Raw genomic sequence first — 22,375 nt, forward strand, 5'->3', positions numbered from 1 at the left:
AAACATAATACAAATGATTGAAGCCGCTCTGTCCCCATCCGCAAAAAGGGACAGCTGATTTTCACCAACAAACAAAAGTGTATATAACATACTATTTCCCTAGCGAATCATCGTAGCGCAGGCTAGAATCCCAAGACCAAATTTGGGAGGATTTCATCTGTGATGTGTACTACTCGTCGTTTCACATTAGCCGCTCTCGCCATCAGCATTGCCTCATTCAACGCCGCAGCGGCGACCCCGAATGATGCTGCACCGCTGGGGAAATTACCGCGCTGGGCTCAGCCGCTGGCCTATCAGCTGGACTTCCGCGTCGATCCGCGTCAGTCCGACTATAGTGGCAGCGCCACCATAACCATCGAACTGAAACAAGCGGCCGATCACCTGTGGCTGCACGGCCAGGATTTGAGCGTGGGCAAAGTCACGCTGACCGACAGCCGGAAAAAAATCCATGCCGCGCAATACAAGGTCGCCGCGAAAAAAGAAGGCGTGGCAGCGATCGAGTTTGGCCAGACGCTGCCAGCCGGTCGCTATAGCCTGAGGCTGGAATACAGCGCCCCGTTTAACGAACAACTGGAAGGTGTGTACAAGGTCAGCAGCCAAGGCGCGCCCTATGTGATCACACAAATGGAGGCGGTCAGCGCCCGCTACGCCTTTCCGGGTTTCGATGAGCCGGCGTTCAAGACGCCTTACACGCTCAGCCTGAGCGTGCCTGAAAACCAGGCTGCAGTCGCTAACACTCAGCAAGTCAGCGAACAGAAACTCGACAACGGCTGGCGCAAGCTCAGCTTTGCACCGACCAAACCATTGCCGACTTATCTGGTGGCGTTTACCGTCGGGCCATGGGATGTGGTGCACGGACCGGAAATTCCAGCGACACAATGGCGCCGCCAGCCGATGCCGCTGCGCGGCGTCACACCGCATGGCGAAGGCGAACGTATCAAGCCAGCGCTGGCGCAGACGCCGGCCATCATCACGGCGCTGGAAGATTATTTCGGCTTCGGCTATCCGTTCGACAAGGTCGATCTGCTGGCCGCGCCTGACTTTGCCGCCGGCGCCATGGAAAATCCGGGACTGGTGACTTTTCGCGACTTTCTGATGCTGGTCGACGCCAACTCGCCGGCACATAATGTGCGCGGCTCATTCAATGTCAACGCCCATGAACTGGCTCATCAATGGTTTGGCGACACAGTCACCATGCCATGGTGGGACGATCTCTGGCTCAACGAAGCGTTTGCCACCTGGATGCAGAGCAAGATCACGCGCCAGTTGCATCCGGAATACCGTGCCGATCTGGCGCTGATCAATGGCGCCAACTACGCGATGCAAAGCGATAGCCTGGTCAGCGTGCGCCGCATCCGCCAGCCGATTACCAGCATCGGCGATATCGAAACGGCGTTCGACGGCATCACCTACCAGAAAGGCGCGGCGGTGCTGAATATGTTCGAACGCTATCTGGGCGAAGAAGTTTTCCGCACCGGGGTGCGCGCGTATATCAAGCAACATCAGTTCTCCAGCGCCACCGCAGATGACCTGGTCGCAGCACTGGCCAAAGCGTCCGGCAAAGACCAGCGTTTTGCGAAAGCGATGCAAAGCTTCCTCGATCAGGCTGGCGTACCGCTGGTCGACACTGCGCTCACCTGGGAAAAAGATGGCCCCAACGGCGGCCAGGCAGTACTGCGTCTGAAACAGCAGCGTTACCTGCCGCTGGGCTCAAGCGGCGACACCAAACGGCTGTGGGGCATTCCGGTGTGCGTACGCTATAGCGTGGCCAATAGCGACGTCGCCAAGACGCAATGCGAATTGCTGGATCAGGAACTGGGCAAGATGGTGTTGCAAGGCGCATCCGCCAGCAGCTGGTATATGCCCAACGCAGACGCGGCAGGCTACTACCGCTTCAATATGGCGCATGAAGATCTGGCGCGCCTGACCGACAAGCTGACGCAACTGCCGGATACCGAACAGCTGGCTTACGCCGACGCCATCAACGCCGGTTTCGATCGCGGCGATCTGGATGCGGCGGCGGTGCTGGCGGCGGCGCCGCGCCTGGCGCAATCGGGTACGCGCGAAGTGGCAACGGCGCTGATCCCGACACTCAAGTGGTTATCCAAATACGAAGCCCGCAGCGATGCTCAGCGCGCCCGCCTGACGGAACTGGCGCGCCAGCTGTATCTGCCGCGGCTGCAACAACTCGGCTATCAGCGCCGCGCCAATGAAAGCCAGGACGACGCCTTGTTACGCGCTGCGCTGGCGGAATTCCTGGCGCTCGACATGAAATTGCCTGAAGTACGCCAGGCTCTGCTGGCACAGGGTAAACAAGCGTTACAAGCGAATCCCGACGGCCAGCTCAATCTGGAAGCTGCCAATCCCGATCTGCTGCGTTCGGTGCTGGCAGTCAGCACGCAGGACAGCGGCAGCGACGCCATCGACGTGTTAGTCAAGGCGCTCGGCACTAACAGCGAGCCGGCGCAACGCATGGCGATCCTGACCGGTCTCGGTTCCGCCACCGTCGCCAGCAACGCCGAACGCGCGCGCAACCTGGCGCTGGACCCACGCGTCAAAGTCGGTGAAATGAGCACTTTGTTGCGCGCCAGCCGGGAAGATGGCGAAGGCCGCGACGCCATGTGGAAATGGTTTACCGCCAATCATGCACAGCTGATCAAACGTAGCGGCGAGGCGTCCGGCGGCAAATTGCCTGGATTGGTTGCCGGCGATAGCTGCTCGCAAGGCGAGGCTGACCGCCTGACGGCGTTCTTCCAGCCTTTGCTCGGGCAACTGCCTGGCGCCGAGCGCGGCCTGGCGCAAACCCGTGAAAAGACCTTGCTGTGCACGGCGTTGCGCGATAAGCAAGATCCGGCGGCGATTCTGCGCTGAGCAAACAATCTGGATTTTTTTTAGAATGCCCTACAAGGCTGTTTTTTCCGATAATTTCTCATAAGGACTATTTACTCGTGAAACGCTCTCTGATCTGTGCAGCAGTGCTGACCATGGTTGCAGGCTATACCGCCTCCACCGCCAGCTTCGCCCAAACTCCCCGCACCGTAGCCGCCGCTGTGGTAGCTCCGGCTCCGGCCCCAGCCTCAGGCTCAATCCTGGCCAGCGGCATCGACATGCAGAATGCCGACCTGACGGTACGTCCCCAAGATGATTTCTACAGCTACGTCAACGGCGGCTGGCTCAAGAAAACCGAAATCCCGGCCGACAAATCTTCGTGGGGCGCATTCTATGAATTGCGTGAAAACTCGCTGAACCAGTTGCATACCATCGTCGACGCCGTCAGCGCCGAAAAGAATGTCACGCCCGGTTCCAACCAGCAAAAAATCGCCGACCTGTATGCCAGCTATATGGATGAGCCGGCGCTGGAAACCCTGGGCATCAAACCGCTCAGCGCAGAATTCGCCAGAGTCGACGCCTTGCAAGACAAGAAACAGATCCCTGGCCTGATCGCCCACTTCAACAGCATCGGCGTCAGCGCACCTTACGATCTGGGAATTCATCAGGACGCCAAGGATTCAAGCAAAGTGATCGCCGACCTCGGTCAAAGCGGTCTCGGCCTGCCGGATCGCGACTATTACCTGAAAGCCGATGACGCCAAGCTGAAAGACACGCTGAGCAAATACCGGGCGCATGTGGAAGCCATGCTGACAATGGCCGGCGACAAGGCAGCGCACAAAAACGCCGCCAGCATCGTCGCCCTGGAAACCGAACTGGCCAAGGTGCAATGGACCAAGGTCCAGAACCGCGACCCGGTCAAGACCTACAACCGGGTTGAACTGGCGCAGCTGCACACGCTGGCGCCGCATTTCGAATGGGACGGCTATCTGTCCGGCGCCGGCTTGAAAGACAAAGTGTCGTATCTGGTCATCAGCCAGCCTAGCTACATCAAAGGCCTCGACAAGATCCTGGAAAAGACCCCGCTGCCGGTCTGGAAAGCTTATTTCAAATGGCATGTGCTGAGCAGCTATGCCTCTGACCTGTCGAAACAATATGTCGATCAGAATTTTGCTTTCAAAGGCACTGTGCTGCGTGGCGTGCCGCAAAATGAGCCACGCTGGAAACGCGGCATCAATGTGGTCGAAGGCAGTATCGGCGAAGGCCTGGGTCAGCTCTATGTAGAACAGTTCTTCCCGCCGGAAAATAAAGCCCGCATGGAAAAACTGGTGGCCAACCTGATCGCTGCCTACAATCAAAGCATCGATGGCCTGGACTGGATGGGAGCGGACACCAAGAAGCAGGCGCAGAAAAAATTGTCGACCTTGATGCTGAAGATCGGTTACCCGGACAAATGGCGCGACTACTCCAGCCTGGTCATCAAGCGCGACGATCTGGTCGGCAATGTGATGCGCGCCAACCAGTTTGAATACCAGCGCAATATCAATAAACTCGGCAAGCCGGTCGACCGCGCCGAATGGGGCATGACGCCGCAAACCGTGAACGCCTATTACAACCCGGAGTTCAACGAAATCGTGTTCCCGGCAGCGATTCTGCAACCGCCGTTCTTCAACGCCAAGGCCGACGATGCGGTCAACTACGGCGGCATCGGTGCGGTGATCGGCCATGAAATCAGCCACGGCTTTGACGACCAGGGCAGCCAGTACGATGAAATCGGCAATCTGCGCGATTGGTGGACCAAGGAAGATCACGAGAAATTCGCGGTCAAGACCAAAGCACTGGTGGCGCAATACAGCGCTTACAGCCCGGTTCCCGGCTACAAGGTTAACGGTGAATTGACGCTAGGCGAAAACATCGCCGACAACTCCGGCCTGGCCATCGCTTACAAGGCTTATCACCTGTCTCTGAATGGCAAGACACCGCCTGTGATCGACGGCCTCACCGGCGATCAACGGCTGTATCTGGGCTGGGGCCAGGTATGGCGCGGCAAGGTGCGCGATGCGCAAGCCATCGTTTATGTAAAGACCGATCCGCACTCGCCGCCACGCTTCCGCGGCAACGGCACGCTGGGCAACCAGCCTGGTTTCTACAGTGCATTTGACGTCAAGCCGGGCGACAAGATGTATCTGCCGCCGGAGCAGCGCGTCATCATGTGGTAAGCATTACAGTCAGGCAGCCATTGTTGTAATCGAAAAGCCATCGACCATGTCGATGGCTTTTTTAATATTGCGGCTTAAACCAGGTAATTGTGCCGAATGCGCTCGACGTCGATATCCAGCACCTGACGCAGGTAGCACTCCATGCCGTCGTACTCCTTATCGATCAACGCCAGTGCGGCTTCTATATAAGCCGCCTCAACCGTCAACAGCGGCGCAATCAATTCCGGCGCCAGCTCAGCCTTGAAAACCTGCGCCAGCACCTGCGCATTGGCAGCGGCGTTGTGACGATTCGACTCCAGGTAGTTGGCGATGATGGCGGTGCGGTCGACACTCAACGCAGACAGTAATAGAGCACTGGCAAAACCGGTACGGTCCTTGCCGGCCGTGCAGTGATACAACATGCTCTTGTTCTGCTCCGCGAACTTCAGGAAACGTCTGAATTGAGACTGATAGCGCACCGGGAAAGCGCGATAGAAATCGAGCATGAACTGCCGGCTCTGTTCCGGGCTGCCGCTCTTCAGCAAAGGCAGCAGGGTCTCCTGCGACAAGTTGCCGACCATGACCGGATCGGCAATCCAGTTGAAAGAGGAAGCAAATGCTGTCTCCGCGGCGTGCTTCTCCGCCTCCGTACGGAAGTCGAGCACGACATCCAGCCGATAACTCTTGAGCTTGGCGATATCCGCTGCCGACGCCATGCCGGGATTGGCGCCGCGCAGCAATCTTCCCGGCACGATCCGACGGCCGTCGGCGGCCGCATAACCACCCAGATCGCGGATGTTCTGGATCGCATCAAAATTGATATTGCCATGCGTTTGCATATCCGGGGAATTCAGCATGCGCCCGGTGCTTTGCTAGCGTGTATTAAGAGATTGACCATTAAGAGATTGACCATTTCTGTTCCTTATGTAGATTTTACCGAGCGTGGCTATGCTTGATCTTGTGTCGGCTTCAGCCGCAGATTCAGATAGGCAGTCACGGCCAGCTTGAATTCCAGCACCAGCAATTTTCTTTCTTTCGGTTTGGCGTCCGCGTACAACTGATTCAACCCCTTTACCAGTTGCAAGGTGACATTCGCCGTGCGCAACGCCTGTTCATGCGCCAGATCCGGCTGGCGCTGCTGGAACAAGCTGGCGAAGCGTTCGCGCAGGCGGTCCCGCGCTTGCGGGTCGCGGCGATAACTCAGCGGCGCACCGAGCAGCGGAATATACGCTGGCTGCTCCTGCATGAAGCTGACCATCAAGTCGAAAATGCGATCGACCAGTTGTTCCACACTGAGTTGCGTTGCCAGCACGCCGAGCGCGGTCCAGCGCTGCTCCATCTGATTGCCGTACTGATCGCGCAGAGCGCGCACCACCGCTTCCTTATTAGGGAAATATTGGTACACGGCGCCGATCGAAGTGCCGGCCCGCTCGGCTATCGCGGTCATGGTTGCGGCGTCGTAACCGACTGCGGCAATCTCGGCGGCGGCGGCCCCCAGCAAGGCGGCGACGCGCTGTTCTGCGCGCTCCTGTTGCGGCACCCGGCGCGTTATTTTTTTATCGGCTTCTGCATTATATGAGGACATGCTCACATTATAGGTTTAAAATAATATGAGGACAAGCTCACATATGGAGAATTGCACATGACCAACCCACTCATCAACCTGAACCAGCCGCTGGCGATTGATCCCAAAACCACGGCGCTGGTGCAGATCGATTTGCAGCACAGCAACCTCGGCCGCACACTCGCGCCCTATCCCGGCTCTCAGGTGGTGGCAAATTCGGTGCGGCTGGCAAACGCCTTCCGTCAGCACGGCGGCACGGTCATCTTCGTACGGGTGGATGTCACCCAATTGCTGCGGCTGAGCGCCGACGCGCCGCTGAGCCGTCCGCTGGATGCGCCGCCGCTGCCCGCGCATGCCTGCGACCTGGTGCCGGAAGCCGCGGTCCAGGAAGGCGATCTGATCGTCACCAAGAAACAATGGGGTGCGTTCCATGGCACCGATCTGGAACAGCAATTGCGTCGCCGCCACATCCGCACCATCGCGCTGACCGGCATCGCCACCAATATCGGCATCGAATCGACGGCCAGGGCCGCCTATGACCTGGGCTATGAATTGCTGTTCGCCGAAGATGCGATGAGCGGCATCAGCGCCGAGGAACATCATTTCACCACCGAACACATGTTCATCCGCATGGGCCATGTGCGCAGCACCGACGCCATATTGCGTTCGCTTGGATAAGCTGCACAAATTATTAACAGACCCTAACTACCGGTAAAACCATCTCTTCTTTTGTTTTCTTTAAGCAATAAATCTATAATACGCAATGGTGCAATGCCGCAGCGCTGGTTCATGCCTTGAGCATGCCTCGATCACGCCGCGAAATTGCACCGCTTGATCAACATCAGAAAGTGGCAACCATGCATCTTCACCGTCGTCTTTTACCTCTCATGTTAGCGCTAACAATTGGCGTCTGCGCACCGCTATCCGCGAGTTTTGCCGAATCCGGCGTCACCGACCAGAAAATAGTATTAGGTCAATCAGCCGCATTTTCCGGCCCCGCCGCACAGTTAGGGATTCAAATGAATGCCGGCGCCAAAGCGTATTTCGACTCGGTGAACGAACAGGGCGGCGTGTATGGACGACAAATCGAAATCATCAAAGCCGATGATAAATACGAAGCCGACCTGGCCGCGGCCAATACCAAGCGCCTGATTGAAAAAGACGATGTGTTTGCCTTGTTCGGCTACGTCGGCACAGCGACCAGCAACGCCGCCTTGCCGATTTTCACCCAGGCTGGGGTGCCATTCTTTGCACCGGTTACCGGCGCCCAATCCCTGCGCGAGCCGCTGAATCGCCAAATTTTCAATATCCGCGCCAGCTATTTCGATGAAACCGAGCACCTGGTGGAAAAGCTGGCGAACGTCGGCGTCAAGAATATCGCCGTGTTTTACCAGAACGACGCCTATGGCCGCGCCGGGCTGGAAGGCGTGCAGCGCGCAATGAAAAAGCTGAATCTGGAACTGGCCGAATCGGCCACGGTGGAACGCAACAGCACCGACGTCAAGCAGGCGGTCAGCAAGATTTTGCCGAAACGCCCAGCCGCGGTGATCCAGATCAGCGCCTATGCATCAAGCGCCGCTTACATCAAGGAAATGCGCAAGGCCGGTTATACCGGCCAGTTCTACAACGTATCGTTCGTCGGCAGCCAGGCCCTGGCCGATGCGCTGGGCAAGGATGGCGAAGGCGTCGTCATTTCCCAGGTCATGCCATTCCCGTGGAGCTCGTCGGCCCCGGTAGTCGCTGAATATACCAAGCTGATGGAGAAAGCCGCTGTCAAAGAGCCTAACTTCTCCAGCCTGGAAGGTTTCATTGCTGCCAAGGTATTCGTCGAAGGATTGAAACGCGCCGGCAAGGATCTGACCCGTGCAAAACTGGTCAAGGCGCTGGAAAGCATCAATATGAAAAACTATAACGGCGGCGGCTTCGATGTAAATTTCAGCGGCAACAATCACAGCGGCTCGAAATTTGTCGAGATGACCATGATTACCAAAGATAAGAAATTCTTGAACTGACAGATCGCATCGGAGATGCAATCAAGCAAAAAAATCCGGCGTCAAGCCGGATTTTTTTCGTGCATCAATCACGGCCTCAATCACCGCCTCAAATCGGCGTCAATACCGCTTGCCCGGAAAAATGCCGTCTGGCGTTTTCCAGAAACAAGCGCACCGTCTCAGCCACCGATTCCGGCGACCATCCCGCCACATGCGGCGTCAGCACCGCATTCGGCAAGCCCAGCAATTCCGCCGGCGGCAGCGGCTCACTCTCGTACACGTCGAGGCCGGCGCCAGCTATCCGCCCTTCCCGCAACGCCAGCGCCAGCGCCACGGTGTCAATCACACTGCCGCGCGCAATATTGACGACAAAACCCTGCGCTCCCAACGCATCCAGCACCGGGCGATTAATCATGTGGCGGGTAGTTGCGCCGCCGGGGGTGGCGATCACCAGGAAATCAGCCCATTGCGCCAGCGCCAGCGGTGAAGCGAAATACTCAAACGGCACATCATTGCGCGCCGAACGATTGTGATAGCCGATCGTCATGTCGAAACCGGCAGCACGGCGCGCAATCTGTTTGCCGATAGTGCCGAGCCCGACAATCCCGAGACGCTTGCCCGACACGCTAGGCGGCAAAGGCAGCGCGTCGCGCCAGATGCCTTGATGCAGCGCCACTCCCAGTTGCGGAATGCCGCGTACCGTCGCCAGCAGCAAGCCCATGGCGTGATCGGCAACGCAGGCGTCGTTGGCGCCGGCGCCGTTGGCCAGCGTAATGCCACGCTCACGCGCAGCGGCGAGATCGATGTTCTCAAAGCCTGCACCGAGTGCGCAAATCAGTTCCAGCTTCGGCAAGGCCGCGATTTCTTGCGCATGCAAACCGATTGAACCTATCGTCAGCACGGTGCGTATCGTCTCGGCGTGGCTGGCGATGGCGGCGCGGCGCTGCTCGGCAGTGGGCGCATACACTATCTGGAAGTCTTGGGCGATGCTTTGCAGACTTTGCTCGGACAAAGGATTGAGGATCAGGAGAGTAGGAAGCATTGGTGGCAAGCGCAAGAAGCGTTTAGACAAGTGTTTACATCGATCTGCACCGGCGGCGCAATGTCTGCAATGATAATCTCGAAACCGGATTTCCTGCTTGGCTCCAAGGATTCAAATCGACGCCAGCCGCTTCTTGATTTGATCGATCGGCCAGACTCCTATCACTTTATCCGACAGGCGCCCCTCGCTTTCGTCCGTGCCTTCGATGATATAGCGGCTAGGCGCCGGAAAATGGAAAGGCCCCAGCTCCAGATTCAAACGGCGCCATTGGCCCAGAGCGATCTCGCCATTCGCTTCGAAGCCACGGAAGGAGTAACTGGAAGTAAACAGGTAAAGAGCGCCGCTATCGCAGATGTTTTTCAGTGCGGAAAAAACACCCTGCAGCGGTAAATGCACCAGGCAATCCCGGCAAAAAACCGCATCGACCCGAGGCAGTGCCGCATTCAATAAATCAAGATGCAAGAATTGCCGGCCGGTCCTGCCGAATTGCTGACGATTGCGTTCAACCAACTGCGGCACAATGTCGGCGCCGATATAGTCCACGCGGGACAGATCGACGTGCTGCATCCAGTTGAAATCGCCGCAGGGCAAATCCAGCATCGAACGTATATTCAGCTCGTCCAGCAGGTAGGGCAATTCGCGCTGCAAGTGCCGGGTTCTATATAGCTCGGATCCGGGGCCAGAAACCGACTCGCTGCTACCCCAGTTATTACCTTGATATATGTCGGTAAAAATCTTCTCTGCATGGCTCATGATCCGGCTTCCATCGTTGTTTATTATTTGCCGGCGTTGCTGCGGCTGACAGCAATTTACTGAACAATGGCTATAAAAGCAATTTAGATGTCAAAATATGCCTCGCACGCTCAGCCGGACAGGAGCTGCTCTATCCTGGAAAACTACAAATGACCTTATGCATCAGTGTGTTCGAACAATTGGATCCGCAGGTTCTGCGCAATCATCAGCATTACTGCAGATTGTTCGGCTATCCGCACGTTTGGGTCGAAACCACGCACATCGCCCATCCCATGCTGCGGCAAGCTCACCGCTATCATCTGTTGCTTCAGCATTTGCGAGAAGCTGCCGCCAACGACTGGGTTCTTCTGCTCGATAGCAATGCTGTGATCGTTCATCCGGTCGCGCTGGAAACATTGCTGGCCGGACGTGACGCACTGCTGGTCAAAGGCACCACCCATGGCCCGTCGGGCGCGCCGCATGTCGTCATGAACAATATGCTGGCGCTGCGCAATACCGCAGAAAATCGCAAAATCCTGCATGACATCATTTTTATACTGCATAAAAGCCTGATACGAGATGAGATGGGAAGAAGCGAGCTTAGCTTGCTGGAAAAATTCCCGGTGCTGGAAGTCAACGCCATGATCGGCGACCGCTACGTCAACGTCAGCTGGCACATCCCGAACTGGTTCAATGCCAGAATTTTCATGCTCAACCTTGGCCCTTGGTCCTCGGTTGACGGTGAGCCGAATCACGACATCTTGTTTGATCTGCGCATGAAGAACCTGCTGGTACGGCAGGTCAATGGCGCGCTGATCGATGGCTTGCCGTTGCTGAAGACACCGCACTACCCGGCACTTTCCACTGAAGCTAAATCCAGTTTCAATCCGCATGCAAGAATTGCGCTGGTCACGCTATACACACATCACATAGCCGACTATGCACGCATTTCCGAGCACAATGTGAAGCGCTATTGCGACCGCCATGGCTATGCCTACCATGTCTATCGCGCCATTCCTGAGCAACTCGACAATAATATTTCCGGATCCTGGGTCAAGAGCTGGCTGCTGGCTCGTCATCTGGCAGACCATGACTGGGTAATCTGGATAGATGCCGACGTCTTGTTTATCAACCATGCCAAGCAACTTGAGCCCTTGCTGAAAAACCGCGACGTGTTATTCGCTAAAGACATTGGCGGCTGGGATCTGAACTCGGGCGTGATGGCGTTTCGCAACACGGCAGAGAATGCCGTGCTGCTGGAAAAAATCTGGCAATGCGTCAGCAGCGTTGACGATAAATCGTCGGTCTACGCCAGCCAGGGCGATCAGTTCCACACGATCGAAGTATTGCGAAACGCCGGCATGCTCAACGAGCAGTACATTACGGATTGCCTAAGCATAAATACTCCGCCACAACTTAGCACCAGCGATACCTTGCTGACGCATTACTTTGGCTGGAACGAGCCTTATCGCGCGGTGTACATGGCGGATGACGACGCCATGTCGCAGAGAAACTACCTATAAGCACCGCATCTCCCTACCAAGTCAGCGCACATCCGGCATGTGACGGGCTGGCTTTAGTCAGCTGGTTTGTCCGCTGGCCCCTCAGCTGGATCGTCAGTTGGAATTACGTGACATTATTTAACAAAAAATAAATAAAAAACAACTAATATCACTGTTAGGGCATTTGCATTACTAAATAATATTGCAAATAATTTCCACAAGGAAATTTATCTGCGAGAATAACTAAAACAAATTTAGTGCTTGCCGTTGCTTTTGCATGTTGCCAAGGCAGTGGCTTTCCCTGTTTTTTCGGGACTCCCGACCGGACCGGCGTCGGTATCAAGAACGAAGAGCAAAGAACAAACAAGAAATAACAAAAAGGACCTCGCGAGACTTATCTCGGCAGGGTGCAAGTTAACTCGACTAGTCGAGGGTACAAATGAAAGTTCTCTCTATCTTTGGTACGCGGCCGGAGGCTGTAAAAATGGCCCCCGTCGTCAAAGCGCTTTCTCGCGAACGGGTTATCCAATCGCTGGTCTGCGTTACCGGCCAACATCGGCTCATGCTGCAACAAGTACTTGCATTGTTTGAAATAAAGGTTGATCACAACCTCGATGCGATGCTGCCAAACCAGGCGCTGAACGGTTTGGCTGCGCGCCTGATCACCTTGCTTGACCCGGTGCTCGAAACGGTGAAACCGGATCGGATCCTGGTGCATGGCGACACCACCACGGCCATGATGGCCGCCTTGACGGCGTTTCATCGACGCATACCGGTGGCGCATGTCGAAGCAGGCCTGCGCACCGGCGACCTGATGCAACCCTGGCCGGAAGAAATGAACCGTCGTTACGTCGATGTCGTCAGCGATCTGCTGTTTGCCCCTACTACCCGGGCAAAAGCCAACCTCGTAGCGGAACATCTGGCTGGCCGCACCGTCGTCACCGGCAACACCGTGATTGACGCGCTGCGCATGACAACCCAACGGATCGCGCAGGATGAGCAACTGCGCAAGAGGCTTGACGCCCATTTCCCTTACCTTAAAGCGAGGCAAAAATTACTGCTCGTGACCGGCCATCGGCGCGAAAATTTCGGCTCTGGTTTCGCAGAAATTTGCGATGCATTGGTGAAATTGTCGCGTCGTTCCGACATACAAATCGTCTATCCGGTGCATCTCAATCCGAACGTCCAGACACCGGTACTGGCAGCACTGTCCCACCTGTCCAATGTCCATCTGATCGAGCCGCTGGATTATTTGCTGTTTGTACGCCTGATGCAGCACTCTCATGTGATATTGACCGATTCCGGCGGCGTGCAAGAGGAGGCTCCGGCGCTGGGCAAACCTGTGCTGGTGATGCGCAATGTCACGGAGCGGCCGGAAGCTGTCAGCGCCGGCACAGTGCAACTGGTCGGCACCGATTCGGCGCGCATCGTCGCCGCAGTCGCACGGCTCTATGATGACGACGCCGCCTGGGAGCAGGTCACTCGGCGCGTCAATCCCTACGGCGATGGCCGGGCGGCAGAGCGAATAGTTGACGTTCTATGCGGGAGATCCACGCAAGAATTTGAAGTGGAAAAATTCGGCCCGGCAGTCACCGCACGGCTGCCAGCAAAGATCCTTCAATAAGCCTGGCCGACGATCACATTTCGAGGGCTGTTCGTTTCAAAGCTTGCGCATTTCAAAGGTTGATTTATGGCTTCCTCATCTCATACTCGTTGCAAAACAGTTTCACGCAGATGGCTGCCAAATCCGCATGCGCGCTACGCATTTTTCCCACTCATCGGCATGGCTGCGGAGGCGCGATCGGCGCCTTTGGAATTCGACCTCCGCGCCATAGAGCTGGATCTGATGACAGCCATACTGGGATTCATCATATTGTTACTGGTCATCTACACGATCCGGCATTACCTGTTCACCCTTAACCGCCTGTTTGGACGGCAACGCCAGCCCTATCTCGATATCGAGCAAGCGGCATGGCCACAGGTGGTTGTGTGCGTCGCGGCTCACAATGAGGAAAAAGTCATTGCAGATGCACTGAACGCCTTGCTCGAAGTCGACTATCCTCGCGACAAACTGATCATCATGCCGGTGAATGATCGCTCTACCGATGGCACCCGTAAAATTATCGATCGCATCGCGGCCGCCAACCCGGATCGTTTCATGCTCTTCCATCGGAGCGCGGGGCGCCCTGGAAAAGCCGCCGCGTTGCGCGACGCCACGGAAAAAATCCAGGCTGAAATCATCATCATTTTTGACGCCGATTACCTGCCCGCACGCGGCTTGATAAAACAACTCGTCGCGCCATTTTTCGATCCGGAAGTCGGCGCCATCATGGGGCGCGTGGTGCCCATCAACGCCGGCACCAATCTCTTGACCCGTTTATTGGATCTGGAACGGGCCGGCGGCTATCAGGTCGACCAGGCGGCGCGCATGAATCTGGGCCTGGTGCCGCAGTATGGCGGCACCGTCGGCGGCGTAAGGCGCTGCGCGCTGGAGGAAATCGGCGGCTGGAATAGCGATATGCTGGCTGAGGATACCGATGTCACTTTCCGTCTGCTGCAGAACGGCTGGAAAACGGTCTATCAAAACCGTTCCGAATGCTACGAAGAAGTACCTGAGTCGTGGCCGGTCCGGATCAGGCAAATCAGCAGGTGGTCACGCGGGCACAATCAGGTCATGGGCCGCAATCTGATGGGCTTGCTGAGGAATCCTCGCATCAGCTGGCGTGAAAGAGTAGACGGTGCGCTGCTGCTTTGCGTCTTCATCATGCCGCCGTTGCTGGTTGTCGGCTGGAGTCTGACCATCATCCAGTTTTTCATGACCTCGCACCAATGGCTATTCGGCTGGCTGGCTTTGAGCGGCATGGTGGCCTACGGCGCATTTGGCACCAATGCAGCTTTTTTTGAAATAGCGGCCGCCACCTATCTGGACGGCAATCGCAATCGCATCCGCTTGTTGCCGCTGAATATATTCGGCTTTCTGGTCAGCCTGGTTTCCATCACACGTGCCGTCATCAAGCAGATTCTGGATGCAATACAGAAACGCGAACTGGTCTGGCAAAAAACCGAAAGATTCAGGGTCGCATCGACAACACCTGTCCAAGAACTCATCTCAGCGCCGCCAGGCACGCAGATAAGTCCACCAGTTGAATTCAGCGGAAAGGCTTCCTGATCATGGCTTTCCCGGCGCTATTATTGATCTGCGTATTCCTGATCGCTTTGCTGCCCTATATTCCAGCAACGTACGAATGGCTGCGTCCTACCGATGTAGCGCCGTTGCCGGTCAGAAGAAACGAGATAAATAATCTACGCTATTTCGCCGACAGCTTTCGCCAGCGCATAACCGCAATACCGGAGATCAATCTATCTGGTCTGCGCAATTTGCAGACGGATCGGACCGTCAGCAGCAACGACAATTTGAACATCGTGCATCAGCGCCTCGGCGCGGACGCCAGCGCCAGCTATTATCCTGAAACCTTGAAAATGCTGCAAAAAAAGAACGTCATTGTCATCTTCGTGCACGACGCTCGTTTGCCGCCCGGCAGCCATAACCAGGCCGATCTGTTTGCCGCCTCCGATTTATCGGTCGGCGCCGGCGCAAGCCTGCGCGCCTGCTCGGCCCAGGGCGTCATCACTCTCGGTGCGAACACGGTGGTGCATCGCTGGATAGACGCCCCATGCATCCATGTCGGCAGCAACGCATCGATTGACGGCCGCATTACCGCGCTCAAGGAAATCAACTTTGCCGACGGCAGCCAATTTGTGCGCGCCGGAGCGCCAAGCATGCGCTTCGGCGCTTGCGATGCTGCCAGCGCTGCCGCCGAAGCGCTGCCTGAGATGTCGCCATCCTGGGCCACGCGCACGCGCCAGATCCTGGATGACGGCGCCGAAGCGTCTTCGGATATCTATCAGAATGGCGACTTTGTGGTGCGCGGAGCATATCGGGTGCTCGCCGGCACCACACTGTTCGGCAGCATCAAGACCTATGGCGACTTGTATCTGGGACAGCACTCCCGCATTGTCGGCAGTATTGTTTCCAACAAAGATATTGTGCTGGCCAAGGGCTGTTCGGTGCTTGGTCCGGTCATCAGTCAAAACGATATCGTGATCGGCGCCGATTGCCGCATTGGCGCTCCCGGCGCCGCCACAACCGTGATCTGCCGCAAATTGACTATCGCTGCAGGATGCGTGGTGCATGGCGTGATTACCACACAAGACGGTGCAACGGTGACGACGGTGACGACAGCGGAGATACCTGATGCGGCTTGATGCAAATAAAGGTAAGCAAGGGCGGACTGCGGCGTCAATATTTGGCGGACTCGCCTGTGTTTTTTGTTTCAGCTGTGCGACGCCGGTGACGGCGGCAGATCAATCCCCGCCGGTGCAAAACCTAGCCATGTTTGCCGATTTCGTTCAGCCAAATGGCGCCATCACCGTTTTCCCCAAGGGCGATTATGTCGAGCCTTACTTCGTACTCAAAGCGCTGCTGGCTGCGCATCGGCTAGGTGTCGATGTCACCGCGACGACCTCTGCTTTTTCCCATTGGCTGCTGCCGTTCCAACAGGAAAATGGTCCCTTCCCGCGAATCTGCCGCAACGATGCGGCCGACTGGGTCGCTTGCGGAACGGCCGATGCGGACGATTCCCTGGACGCACTATGGTGTCTGGCGGTGACGCAAATTTTATCCGGAGAGAAGGTGCTGGCCGCCAGCTGCGCCAGATCCCTGACGCATCTGGCAACTCTCTGGAATCCTGCGCAACAGACATTTCGTGCTTTCTCCGGCAATTTCAACAGCGCCGCCTATTTTGCCGATAATGTCGAAGTGATCGCGGCGCTGAATTATCTACGCCGCGACCGTTCGGCAACAACACGCTTTGCGATTCAGCTGGCAGCCCTGCCGAGCGCCGCCAATATGCTGAAGGGGCTTAGCGTCAACTATGGTTACGATCCGGATGGCGCCCTTGAGCCGGAACGCGCCAGCGTACCGCCGACGCCTTACGGCTTCTATCCGAACGCCGTGGCGCCGGTTTATTTATGGTTATACGACCTGCGCAGCGGAACCAGCGGCAGACGCTACTGGCAATTATGGATGGAACGCTATGGACAAAAATGGCTGGCCGGAGAAAGCGATCATTTCCCCTGGGGTCTGATCGCCTGGGCGGCCTATCATACCGGCGATGCGGCGACAGCCCGCAGCTGGCTTGAAAACTCCACCGCCTGGCGCGCTGCAGGCCGCTGGAATATTGTCGAAGAAGGCGTACGCATCGGCTTGGAAAATGCGTTGAAAACCAAGGCGCTAAGTGAGGCATCATGAGCGCTCCACGCCTACGCGACCGCTCCAAGATATGGCTGACGCTGTTGGTTGCCGTGATCATTGGCGGCGCCGCAGGCTGGGTCTATCGCATCAAGCTGGTCAGTCCAGCGCAATGGCAAAGCGATGCGATTGCCTTGATCCTGCCGGACAATCTGTCCGCCACAAACCAGCTGTATGCAGCGGCATGGCTGGATGGCGCCTCAGAAGAAGGCGTTCGCCTGGAAGCCATTACGGCATCGGAATTTTCACGCCGCGGCCTGCACGCCGAACGGCCGTTTGCCGGCGTGATTTTACCGGACACTATTCATCGTCAGATCAGCACGGCGTTGGTTAACCAGATAAGCCGGTTTGTAGAAAATGGCGGCGCTTTGATGCTGGTGGGCGATGCCGGGGTACTGGATGAAAACGGCTATTATGCAGAGCCGGCGTCGCGCTTCTCAACCATGGCGGGAACCGACTATGCGATGTACCAGACGCTGCACGAGAAGATGTCGTTTAACCCAACCATCTCCGGCAACCCGCAAATGATGGAACAACTATACCTGCCGCCGGGGCGATGGATAGCTAGCGGTGGCCAGGCGCTGCTGTCAGGTTACGGCGAAGATACCTTGCGCTACCCGGTCTTGCGTACTGCAGGTTCCTATACTGGAACGGTGCGCATGCGGGCCGAAGACAAAACCGTGATTGCCGGCGAACACACTGTCGGCAAAGGACAGGTTCTGTTCGTCAATCTGCCGCTGGGTTATTTGAAGCTGCGTACCGACGGTATATTGATGCATGGCTTTTTACACTACTTCGCCAACCGCATCATGGGGCAGCCGCAATTGTCTGCCGCGCCGGAAGCGATAGGCGGACTGGTCTTGAACTGGCACTGCGACGCCAAGATCTGCATTCCGGCAATGGACCAGCTGATCAAGGCCGGCGTGTTCAAACGCGGGCCGTTCAGCATCCATGTCACTGCCGGGCCGGACCAGCGTGAATTCGGCGACGGCCTCGGGGTTGACCTGAATAATAACAAGTCATTCCAGGAAATATTACGCAGCTTGATGGAACAGGGAAATGAAATCGGCGGCCACGGCGGCTGGATACACGACTGGTTTGGCAAACACGTCGCCGACAGCAATGAGGAGCGGATGACGCCCTATCTGGAACAAAATGCCGACGCCATCGAGCAACTGACCGGGCACCGGCAAACCGAATATTCGGCGCCTAACGGAAATCAGCCGGCCTGGGTAACCGACTGGCTTGAAGCGGAACATGTCCAGGCCTACTATTTCACCGGGAATATCGGACAAGGGCCGACCCATACCTATCGCGACGGCCGTCGCGACCAGCACATCTGGTCGTTTCCGGTGCAGACTTACGGCCACATCAGCACGATTGAAGAAGCTTACACGGAGCACATTCCGGAAAACGAAATCAGTAACTGGCTGACGTCGCTGGTACGATTTACGGAGAACACCGGGCAGGTACGGCTGATTTATTTCCATCCGCCGGGAGCTGTCCTGTATCCGGATGCCATCAATCAGCTGATGCTGGCCGCAGACCAGGCTGAAAAAAAAGGCAGATTTCGCTGGCGCACCATGACAGCGCTTGCTAACTTCATGAGCCGCCGGGAACAGACCGTATGGAATATTTCCAACGACCGCGATGCGGTAGTGATCGATGCTGCCAATGCCAACTCATTAAATCAGCTGACCTGGTTATTTCCTGCCACACTCTATGCCGAGCCGCGTGTGACCGACGGTAAAGCAAGAGTGGAACAACGCGGCGACACTTGGGCCGTGATCGCCGGCGACGTCAAGCAACTTCGTATTTCAACACCGTTGATAAAGAAGGCACTGCATTGAATACTGCAATCAATAATAATGAAATCCAGAGAGCGGATCGCCATAAGGCGCCGATTGCGATAAGAGCACTGGCAACCATCGGGCTGTCTTTTGGCGTCGTCGCCTGTGCTACCCATGCGGCGGCTGGGATTGACGCCTCCGTACCGGCGTCCGGCTTCCAGCACCCGCGCTTAATGCCGCTGTACAGCGCAACCGCGGGATCGGCCGCAGTCATCAACCAGGCCTCGGCCACAGCGCCGCCAGCTCCAGTCAATACCCCGCCTGCCGCCGCTGCGCCAGCAGTAGCAGTCGACCCCAACCCCGCTGCAGCGACAGCGACCGATACTTCCACAAGCAAAGAACCGGAATTGACGCCAGAACGCGGCGCGCTTGAACTGGCAAGCGGCGACGGTCACATGACGCACGGCTATGGCCATGCCCGCTCGACGTCGCTGCACGGCATGGCGGTGACATCCGCAGGCGTGGTACAGGGCGAATTGACGCAACAATCCCGCTTCGGATTTTCGGGCAACTATGGCAATGTCTCGCTAACTCACGATTTTTCCGAAGACTACTACAGCACCGTCGCCGTCGGTACCGGCAACAGTCCGTTGTTTCCGAGTTGGCGTGTCGACGCCACCGGTTACCGGAAATTCGGCAAGGAACGTCAGTATGTCGCCGGTATCGGCGGCTACTACGCCAAAGGCAATGAAAGCGCTCGCTCCGACCGCGGCTTGCTGCTGACCGGCATCGCTTACTTTACGGATCTGGTGGTAGAAGGCGGCGTGCGCTTGAACTGGGCCGACCCTGGCACGATATTGGGCCCCAGCCAATATATTGCTGCGACTTTCGGCAATGACGATAGGCGCGCCATCATCGTTCGTTATGAGCACGCCAAGGAAACCTACAAGGTCTTGCCGGGCGGCCCGGCACTGGTGAATTTCAAGAGCAATACCGCCAGCGTCCAATGGCGCCAAAGAATCACCCGCGACGGCTTGTTATTGGCCGGGCTGGAGTATTACCAAAGTCCGCTCTACGACCGGCTCTCGTTTAATCTCGGCTGGCGCTGGAGTTTTAGATGAAATCCAGACCAGGCGCCGCACCGCATTTGGCCGGCACGGATAAAGTGCCGGACGCCGCGATCAATCCGCGTTTTGCCGGCTTTGGCGGCCAGTTGATACAGACTCACCGCGCCCTACGGCGCTTGTCTTTCCCGCCTGCCCGTTGGGTAGATGTGTTGCTGGCGCCAGCCATTATTTTCCTCTGCACCCTGCTGGCATGGCCTTTGATCGTGGAATTCTGGTCGGCAATCATCAGGTTCTGGGCCAATGGGCTCGGTCACGAAGTGCTGCTGAAAACCGACAAGACACCTTTTCCCGGGATTCAATCCATCCCCTACGCTTACGTGCAAGCAGCCCTGCCGGATCCCCTGCAATGGTGGAGCGGCATGTTGATCACCGTTACACTCTTGATCGGCACGACTTTGCTGCCGACCCGCATGTTGCCGATCTCTTATGCATTGCGTGTGGCCGGTTTGATTCAAGCGGCAAGCCAGTTATATTTTTATTTCTGGGCAGCGCAATTTCCCTACCAATCGGCATCCTCCATTTCGGCACTTACGCAAGCATCGATGGTGTTGATTTTTCTCACGCCTTGGATCTATGCCTTGCTTTACAATATTTTCGATTTCGGCACTCTGCGCAAGCTTCTGCTATCGCTGATGGCCGTTATCTACCTGATCGTGCTGACGCCTTTTCAGTACACGTTCGCGGCTTGGGTGATGCTGCGCTATTCGCTGCTTTGGCATCCCCTCATCTATCTGCTCGGATCGAGCCTGATCCAGTTCGGCGCTCTGGTCGGGTTCTACTCTTGGGGCATGAGCTGGAAACGGCGTGAATGAGCTAGTGAATCAGTTGGTGAATCAGCTGGATAGGGAAAACGCCGTCGCGGCGTCGCCAAGCGTATACTGCGCGCAAACGATTAATATGATTAACGACTATCAACCAGGATATCAATAGTGAAAAAGACCGGAATGGCAAAGAGCGACGCCAAGAAACTCATGGGAAAAATGGCCGCCCCCGGCGCCGCCGGTTTTGGCAACAGCGACGTTACCGCCATCGATCGGCGCGAGCAGCGCAAGCGCGATCAGGCGCTGGGCCTGGTGCCGTTTGCAGTAAAACTGAACGGCAGCCTGGTGCAACAGCTGCAAACGCTGGCCAAAGAGCGCGAGCTAGACCTTAATCAGCTGGTGGCCGAGCTGCTGGCCAAAGGTCTTGCTGACTGAGTCGTTTAAGAACGGAACGGGGAAATAAATGCGCACACTGAGGTGCGCATCTTGAAATAAACCTAAGCGCCTGCCATGTTTCCGCCCTTCGCTATATACCGTAAGATATATCGAAACCAAAAACCCAGCGCCAATCCAGAAAACAACCCCACTTACGTAGCCACCTCATGCCAACTTTCTTCAGCCGCACATTAATTGCATTCACCATGCTGGGCGCCGTCGTCAGTCCGACTCTGGCCCAAACCCCGATCAAAGTGTTTGCCGCCGGCAGCCTGACCGGCCCGCTCACCGTACTGGCCAGGCAATTCAGCGCCGATACCGGTGAAGCGGTCGAGACGGTATTCGGCCCTTCCGGCTTGTTGCTGGAGCGCATAGAGCAAGGGGAAAACGTAGATGTATTTGCATCGGCGAATATGGCCCATCCGCAGCAGCTGGCGCGAGAAGCCAAGGCGATTCCGGCGCTGGTATTTACGCGCAACAGTGTCTGCGTAACCGCAAGGCCGGAGCTTCAGCTCAGCACTGAAAACCTTCTGGACAAATTGCTCGATCCCAGCGTCAGGATCGGAACCTCGACACCGCAAGCCGATCCCGGCGGCGACTATGCCTGGCTGCTGTTTGCCAAAGCCGGCAAAGTACGGCCAGGCGCCCAGCAACTGCTAGCAGCCAAAGCGCAGCAACTGGTGGGCGGACGGCACAGCCCGGCAGTTCCGGCCGGCCGCGATGCGGTCAAGTATTTCCTCGAACAGAAACAAGTCGATGCTTTTATCGGCTATTGCAGCTCTCGGCAAACCGTTGCCGACACCGGCTTGACTAAAGTTGTACCACCCGCAGAGTTGGCCATTACGGCCGATTTTGGCTTAACCGTACTGAACAAACCAGCCGGTTTGCACGCCAATTCGCACGCCGGTTCGCACGACGGCGCCTATCGCTTCGCCCTCTTCTTGCTTAGCCCGGAAGCACAGCAAACCTTGGCGGCTTACGGCTTTTCTCCGCTCTAGCCTCACGCGAATCGGCCCAAAATCGGCTCCAGACCTGGTTGTCGATTAAAATGCGGGGCCAGGAAAAATTCAGCAGAAATTCAGTGGAAAGCGCA

Annotated in this window: 18 protein-coding genes; 14 read left to right on the forward strand and 4 right to left on the reverse strand. The window is 56.7% G+C overall.

All coding sequences use genetic code 11. The features are described 5' to 3' along the window. Positions 1-162: 162 nt before the first annotated feature. Together VNZ60_RS15800 and VNZ60_RS15805 are read left to right on the forward strand one after the other, a co-directional pair. Positions 163-2,871, forward strand: coding sequence for a M1 family metallopeptidase (locus tag VNZ60_RS15800; protein ID WP_325660725.1), 2,709 nt, complete (start codon positions 163-165; stop codon positions 2,869-2,871). 77 nt (positions 2,872-2,948) lie between these two features. Continuing rightward, positions 2,949-5,048 carry a M13 family metallopeptidase gene (locus VNZ60_RS15805; RefSeq protein WP_325660727.1) on the forward strand — a complete coding sequence of 700 codons (2,100 nt, stop codon included), beginning with the start codon at positions 2,949-2,951 and terminating at the stop codon, positions 5,046-5,048. A 74-nt stretch (positions 5,049-5,122) separates the two neighbouring features. On the opposite strand, the gene VNZ60_RS15810 is transcribed toward VNZ60_RS15805, so the two are convergent. Together VNZ60_RS15810 and VNZ60_RS15815 are read right to left on the reverse strand one after the other, a co-directional pair. Continuing rightward, the gene (locus VNZ60_RS15810) at positions 5,123-5,884 is read right to left on the reverse strand and encodes a tyrosine-protein phosphatase (RefSeq protein ID WP_325660729.1); all 762 of its coding nucleotides are present in this window, start codon (positions 5,882-5,884) and stop codon (positions 5,123-5,125) included. Positions 5,885-5,973: 89 nt separating this feature from the next. Then, positions 5,974-6,612 carry a TetR/AcrR family transcriptional regulator gene (locus VNZ60_RS15815; protein ID WP_325660731.1) on the reverse strand — a complete coding sequence of 213 codons (639 nt, stop codon included), beginning with the start codon at positions 6,610-6,612 and terminating at the stop codon, positions 5,974-5,976. Between the two features lie 57 nt (positions 6,613-6,669). Here VNZ60_RS15815 and VNZ60_RS15820 point away from each other — a divergent pair, with 57 nt between their 5' ends. Together VNZ60_RS15820 and VNZ60_RS15825 are read left to right on the forward strand one after the other, a co-directional pair. Beyond that, positions 6,670-7,269 (forward strand): isochorismatase family protein, encoded by a 600-nt coding sequence (locus VNZ60_RS15820; RefSeq protein WP_325660733.1) that lies wholly within the window; start codon positions 6,670-6,672, stop codon positions 7,267-7,269. Positions 7,270-7,478: 209 nt separating this feature from the next. Continuing rightward, positions 7,479-8,603, forward strand: coding sequence for an ABC transporter substrate-binding protein (locus VNZ60_RS15825; protein ID WP_325660736.1), 1,125 nt, complete (start codon positions 7,479-7,481; stop codon positions 8,601-8,603). Positions 8,604-8,691: 88 nt separating this feature from the next. Here VNZ60_RS15825 and VNZ60_RS15830 read toward each other — a convergent pair whose 3' ends face one another. Continuing rightward, on the reverse strand, positions 8,692-9,624 hold the full coding sequence (locus VNZ60_RS15830; protein ID WP_325660738.1) for a 2-hydroxyacid dehydrogenase: 933 nt from the start codon (positions 9,622-9,624) through the stop codon (positions 8,692-8,694). 111 nt (positions 9,625-9,735) lie between these two features. After that, a complete protein-coding gene (locus VNZ60_RS15835; protein ID WP_325660740.1) occupies positions 9,736-10,377 on the reverse strand; it encodes a class I SAM-dependent methyltransferase in 642 nt (213 codons plus the stop codon). A 149-nt stretch (positions 10,378-10,526) separates the two neighbouring features. Between VNZ60_RS15835 and VNZ60_RS15840 the strand changes: the two genes are divergently transcribed. The 10 genes from VNZ60_RS15840 (at position 10,527) to VNZ60_RS15885 (ending at position 22,280) form a co-directional block, all read left to right on the forward strand. Next, entirely contained in the window at positions 10,527-11,879 is a 1,353-nt protein-coding gene (locus VNZ60_RS15840; protein ID WP_325660742.1) for a galactosyl transferase GMA12/MNN10 family protein, read from the forward strand. A 418-nt stretch (positions 11,880-12,297) separates the two neighbouring features. Further along, positions 12,298-13,482, forward strand: a complete 1,185-nt coding sequence (gene wecB, locus VNZ60_RS15845; RefSeq protein WP_325660744.1) for a non-hydrolyzing UDP-N-acetylglucosamine 2-epimerase — start codon at positions 12,298-12,300, stop codon at positions 13,480-13,482. Between the two features lie 186 nt (positions 13,483-13,668). Then, positions 13,669-15,027: a glycosyltransferase family 2 protein gene (locus VNZ60_RS15850; protein ID WP_325660746.1), complete on the forward strand. Its 1,359-nt coding sequence runs from the start codon at positions 13,669-13,671 to the stop codon at positions 15,025-15,027. Between the two features lie 2 nt (positions 15,028-15,029). After that, positions 15,030-16,124, forward strand: a complete 1,095-nt coding sequence (locus VNZ60_RS15855) for a polymer-forming cytoskeletal protein (protein WP_325660748.1) — start codon at positions 15,030-15,032, stop codon at positions 16,122-16,124. 127 nt (positions 16,125-16,251) lie between these two features. Next, positions 16,252-17,169, forward strand: a complete 918-nt coding sequence (locus tag VNZ60_RS15860) for a hypothetical protein (RefSeq protein WP_325660750.1) — start codon at positions 16,252-16,254, stop codon at positions 17,167-17,169. Further along, the gene (locus VNZ60_RS15865) at positions 17,166-19,019 is read left to right on the forward strand and encodes a polysaccharide deacetylase family protein (protein WP_325660752.1); all 1,854 of its coding nucleotides are present in this window, start codon (positions 17,166-17,168) and stop codon (positions 19,017-19,019) included. Before VNZ60_RS15860 ends, VNZ60_RS15865 begins: the two co-directional genes overlap by 4 nt. Then, positions 19,016-20,080, forward strand: coding sequence for a YaiO family outer membrane beta-barrel protein (locus VNZ60_RS15870; protein ID WP_325660754.1), 1,065 nt, complete (start codon positions 19,016-19,018; stop codon positions 20,078-20,080). Before VNZ60_RS15865 ends, VNZ60_RS15870 begins: the two co-directional genes overlap by 4 nt. Then, entirely contained in the window at positions 20,077-20,898 is an 822-nt protein-coding gene (locus tag VNZ60_RS15875; protein ID WP_325660756.1) for a hypothetical protein, read from the forward strand. The genes VNZ60_RS15870 and VNZ60_RS15875 overlap by 4 nt, the downstream gene beginning before the upstream one ends. Before the next feature lie 117 nt (positions 20,899-21,015). After that, positions 21,016-21,282, forward strand: a complete 267-nt coding sequence (locus tag VNZ60_RS15880; protein WP_325660758.1) for a hypothetical protein — start codon at positions 21,016-21,018, stop codon at positions 21,280-21,282. A gap of 167 nt (positions 21,283-21,449) precedes the next feature. After that, a complete protein-coding gene (locus VNZ60_RS15885; protein WP_325660760.1) occupies positions 21,450-22,280 on the forward strand; it encodes an extracellular solute-binding protein in 831 nt (276 codons plus the stop codon). Positions 22,281-22,375: the final 95 nt, after the last annotated feature.

The organism is Collimonas sp., from assembly GCF_035566375.1.
In the GTDB taxonomy this organism is placed as follows: domain Bacteria; phylum Pseudomonadota; class Gammaproteobacteria; order Burkholderiales; family Burkholderiaceae_D; genus Collimonas.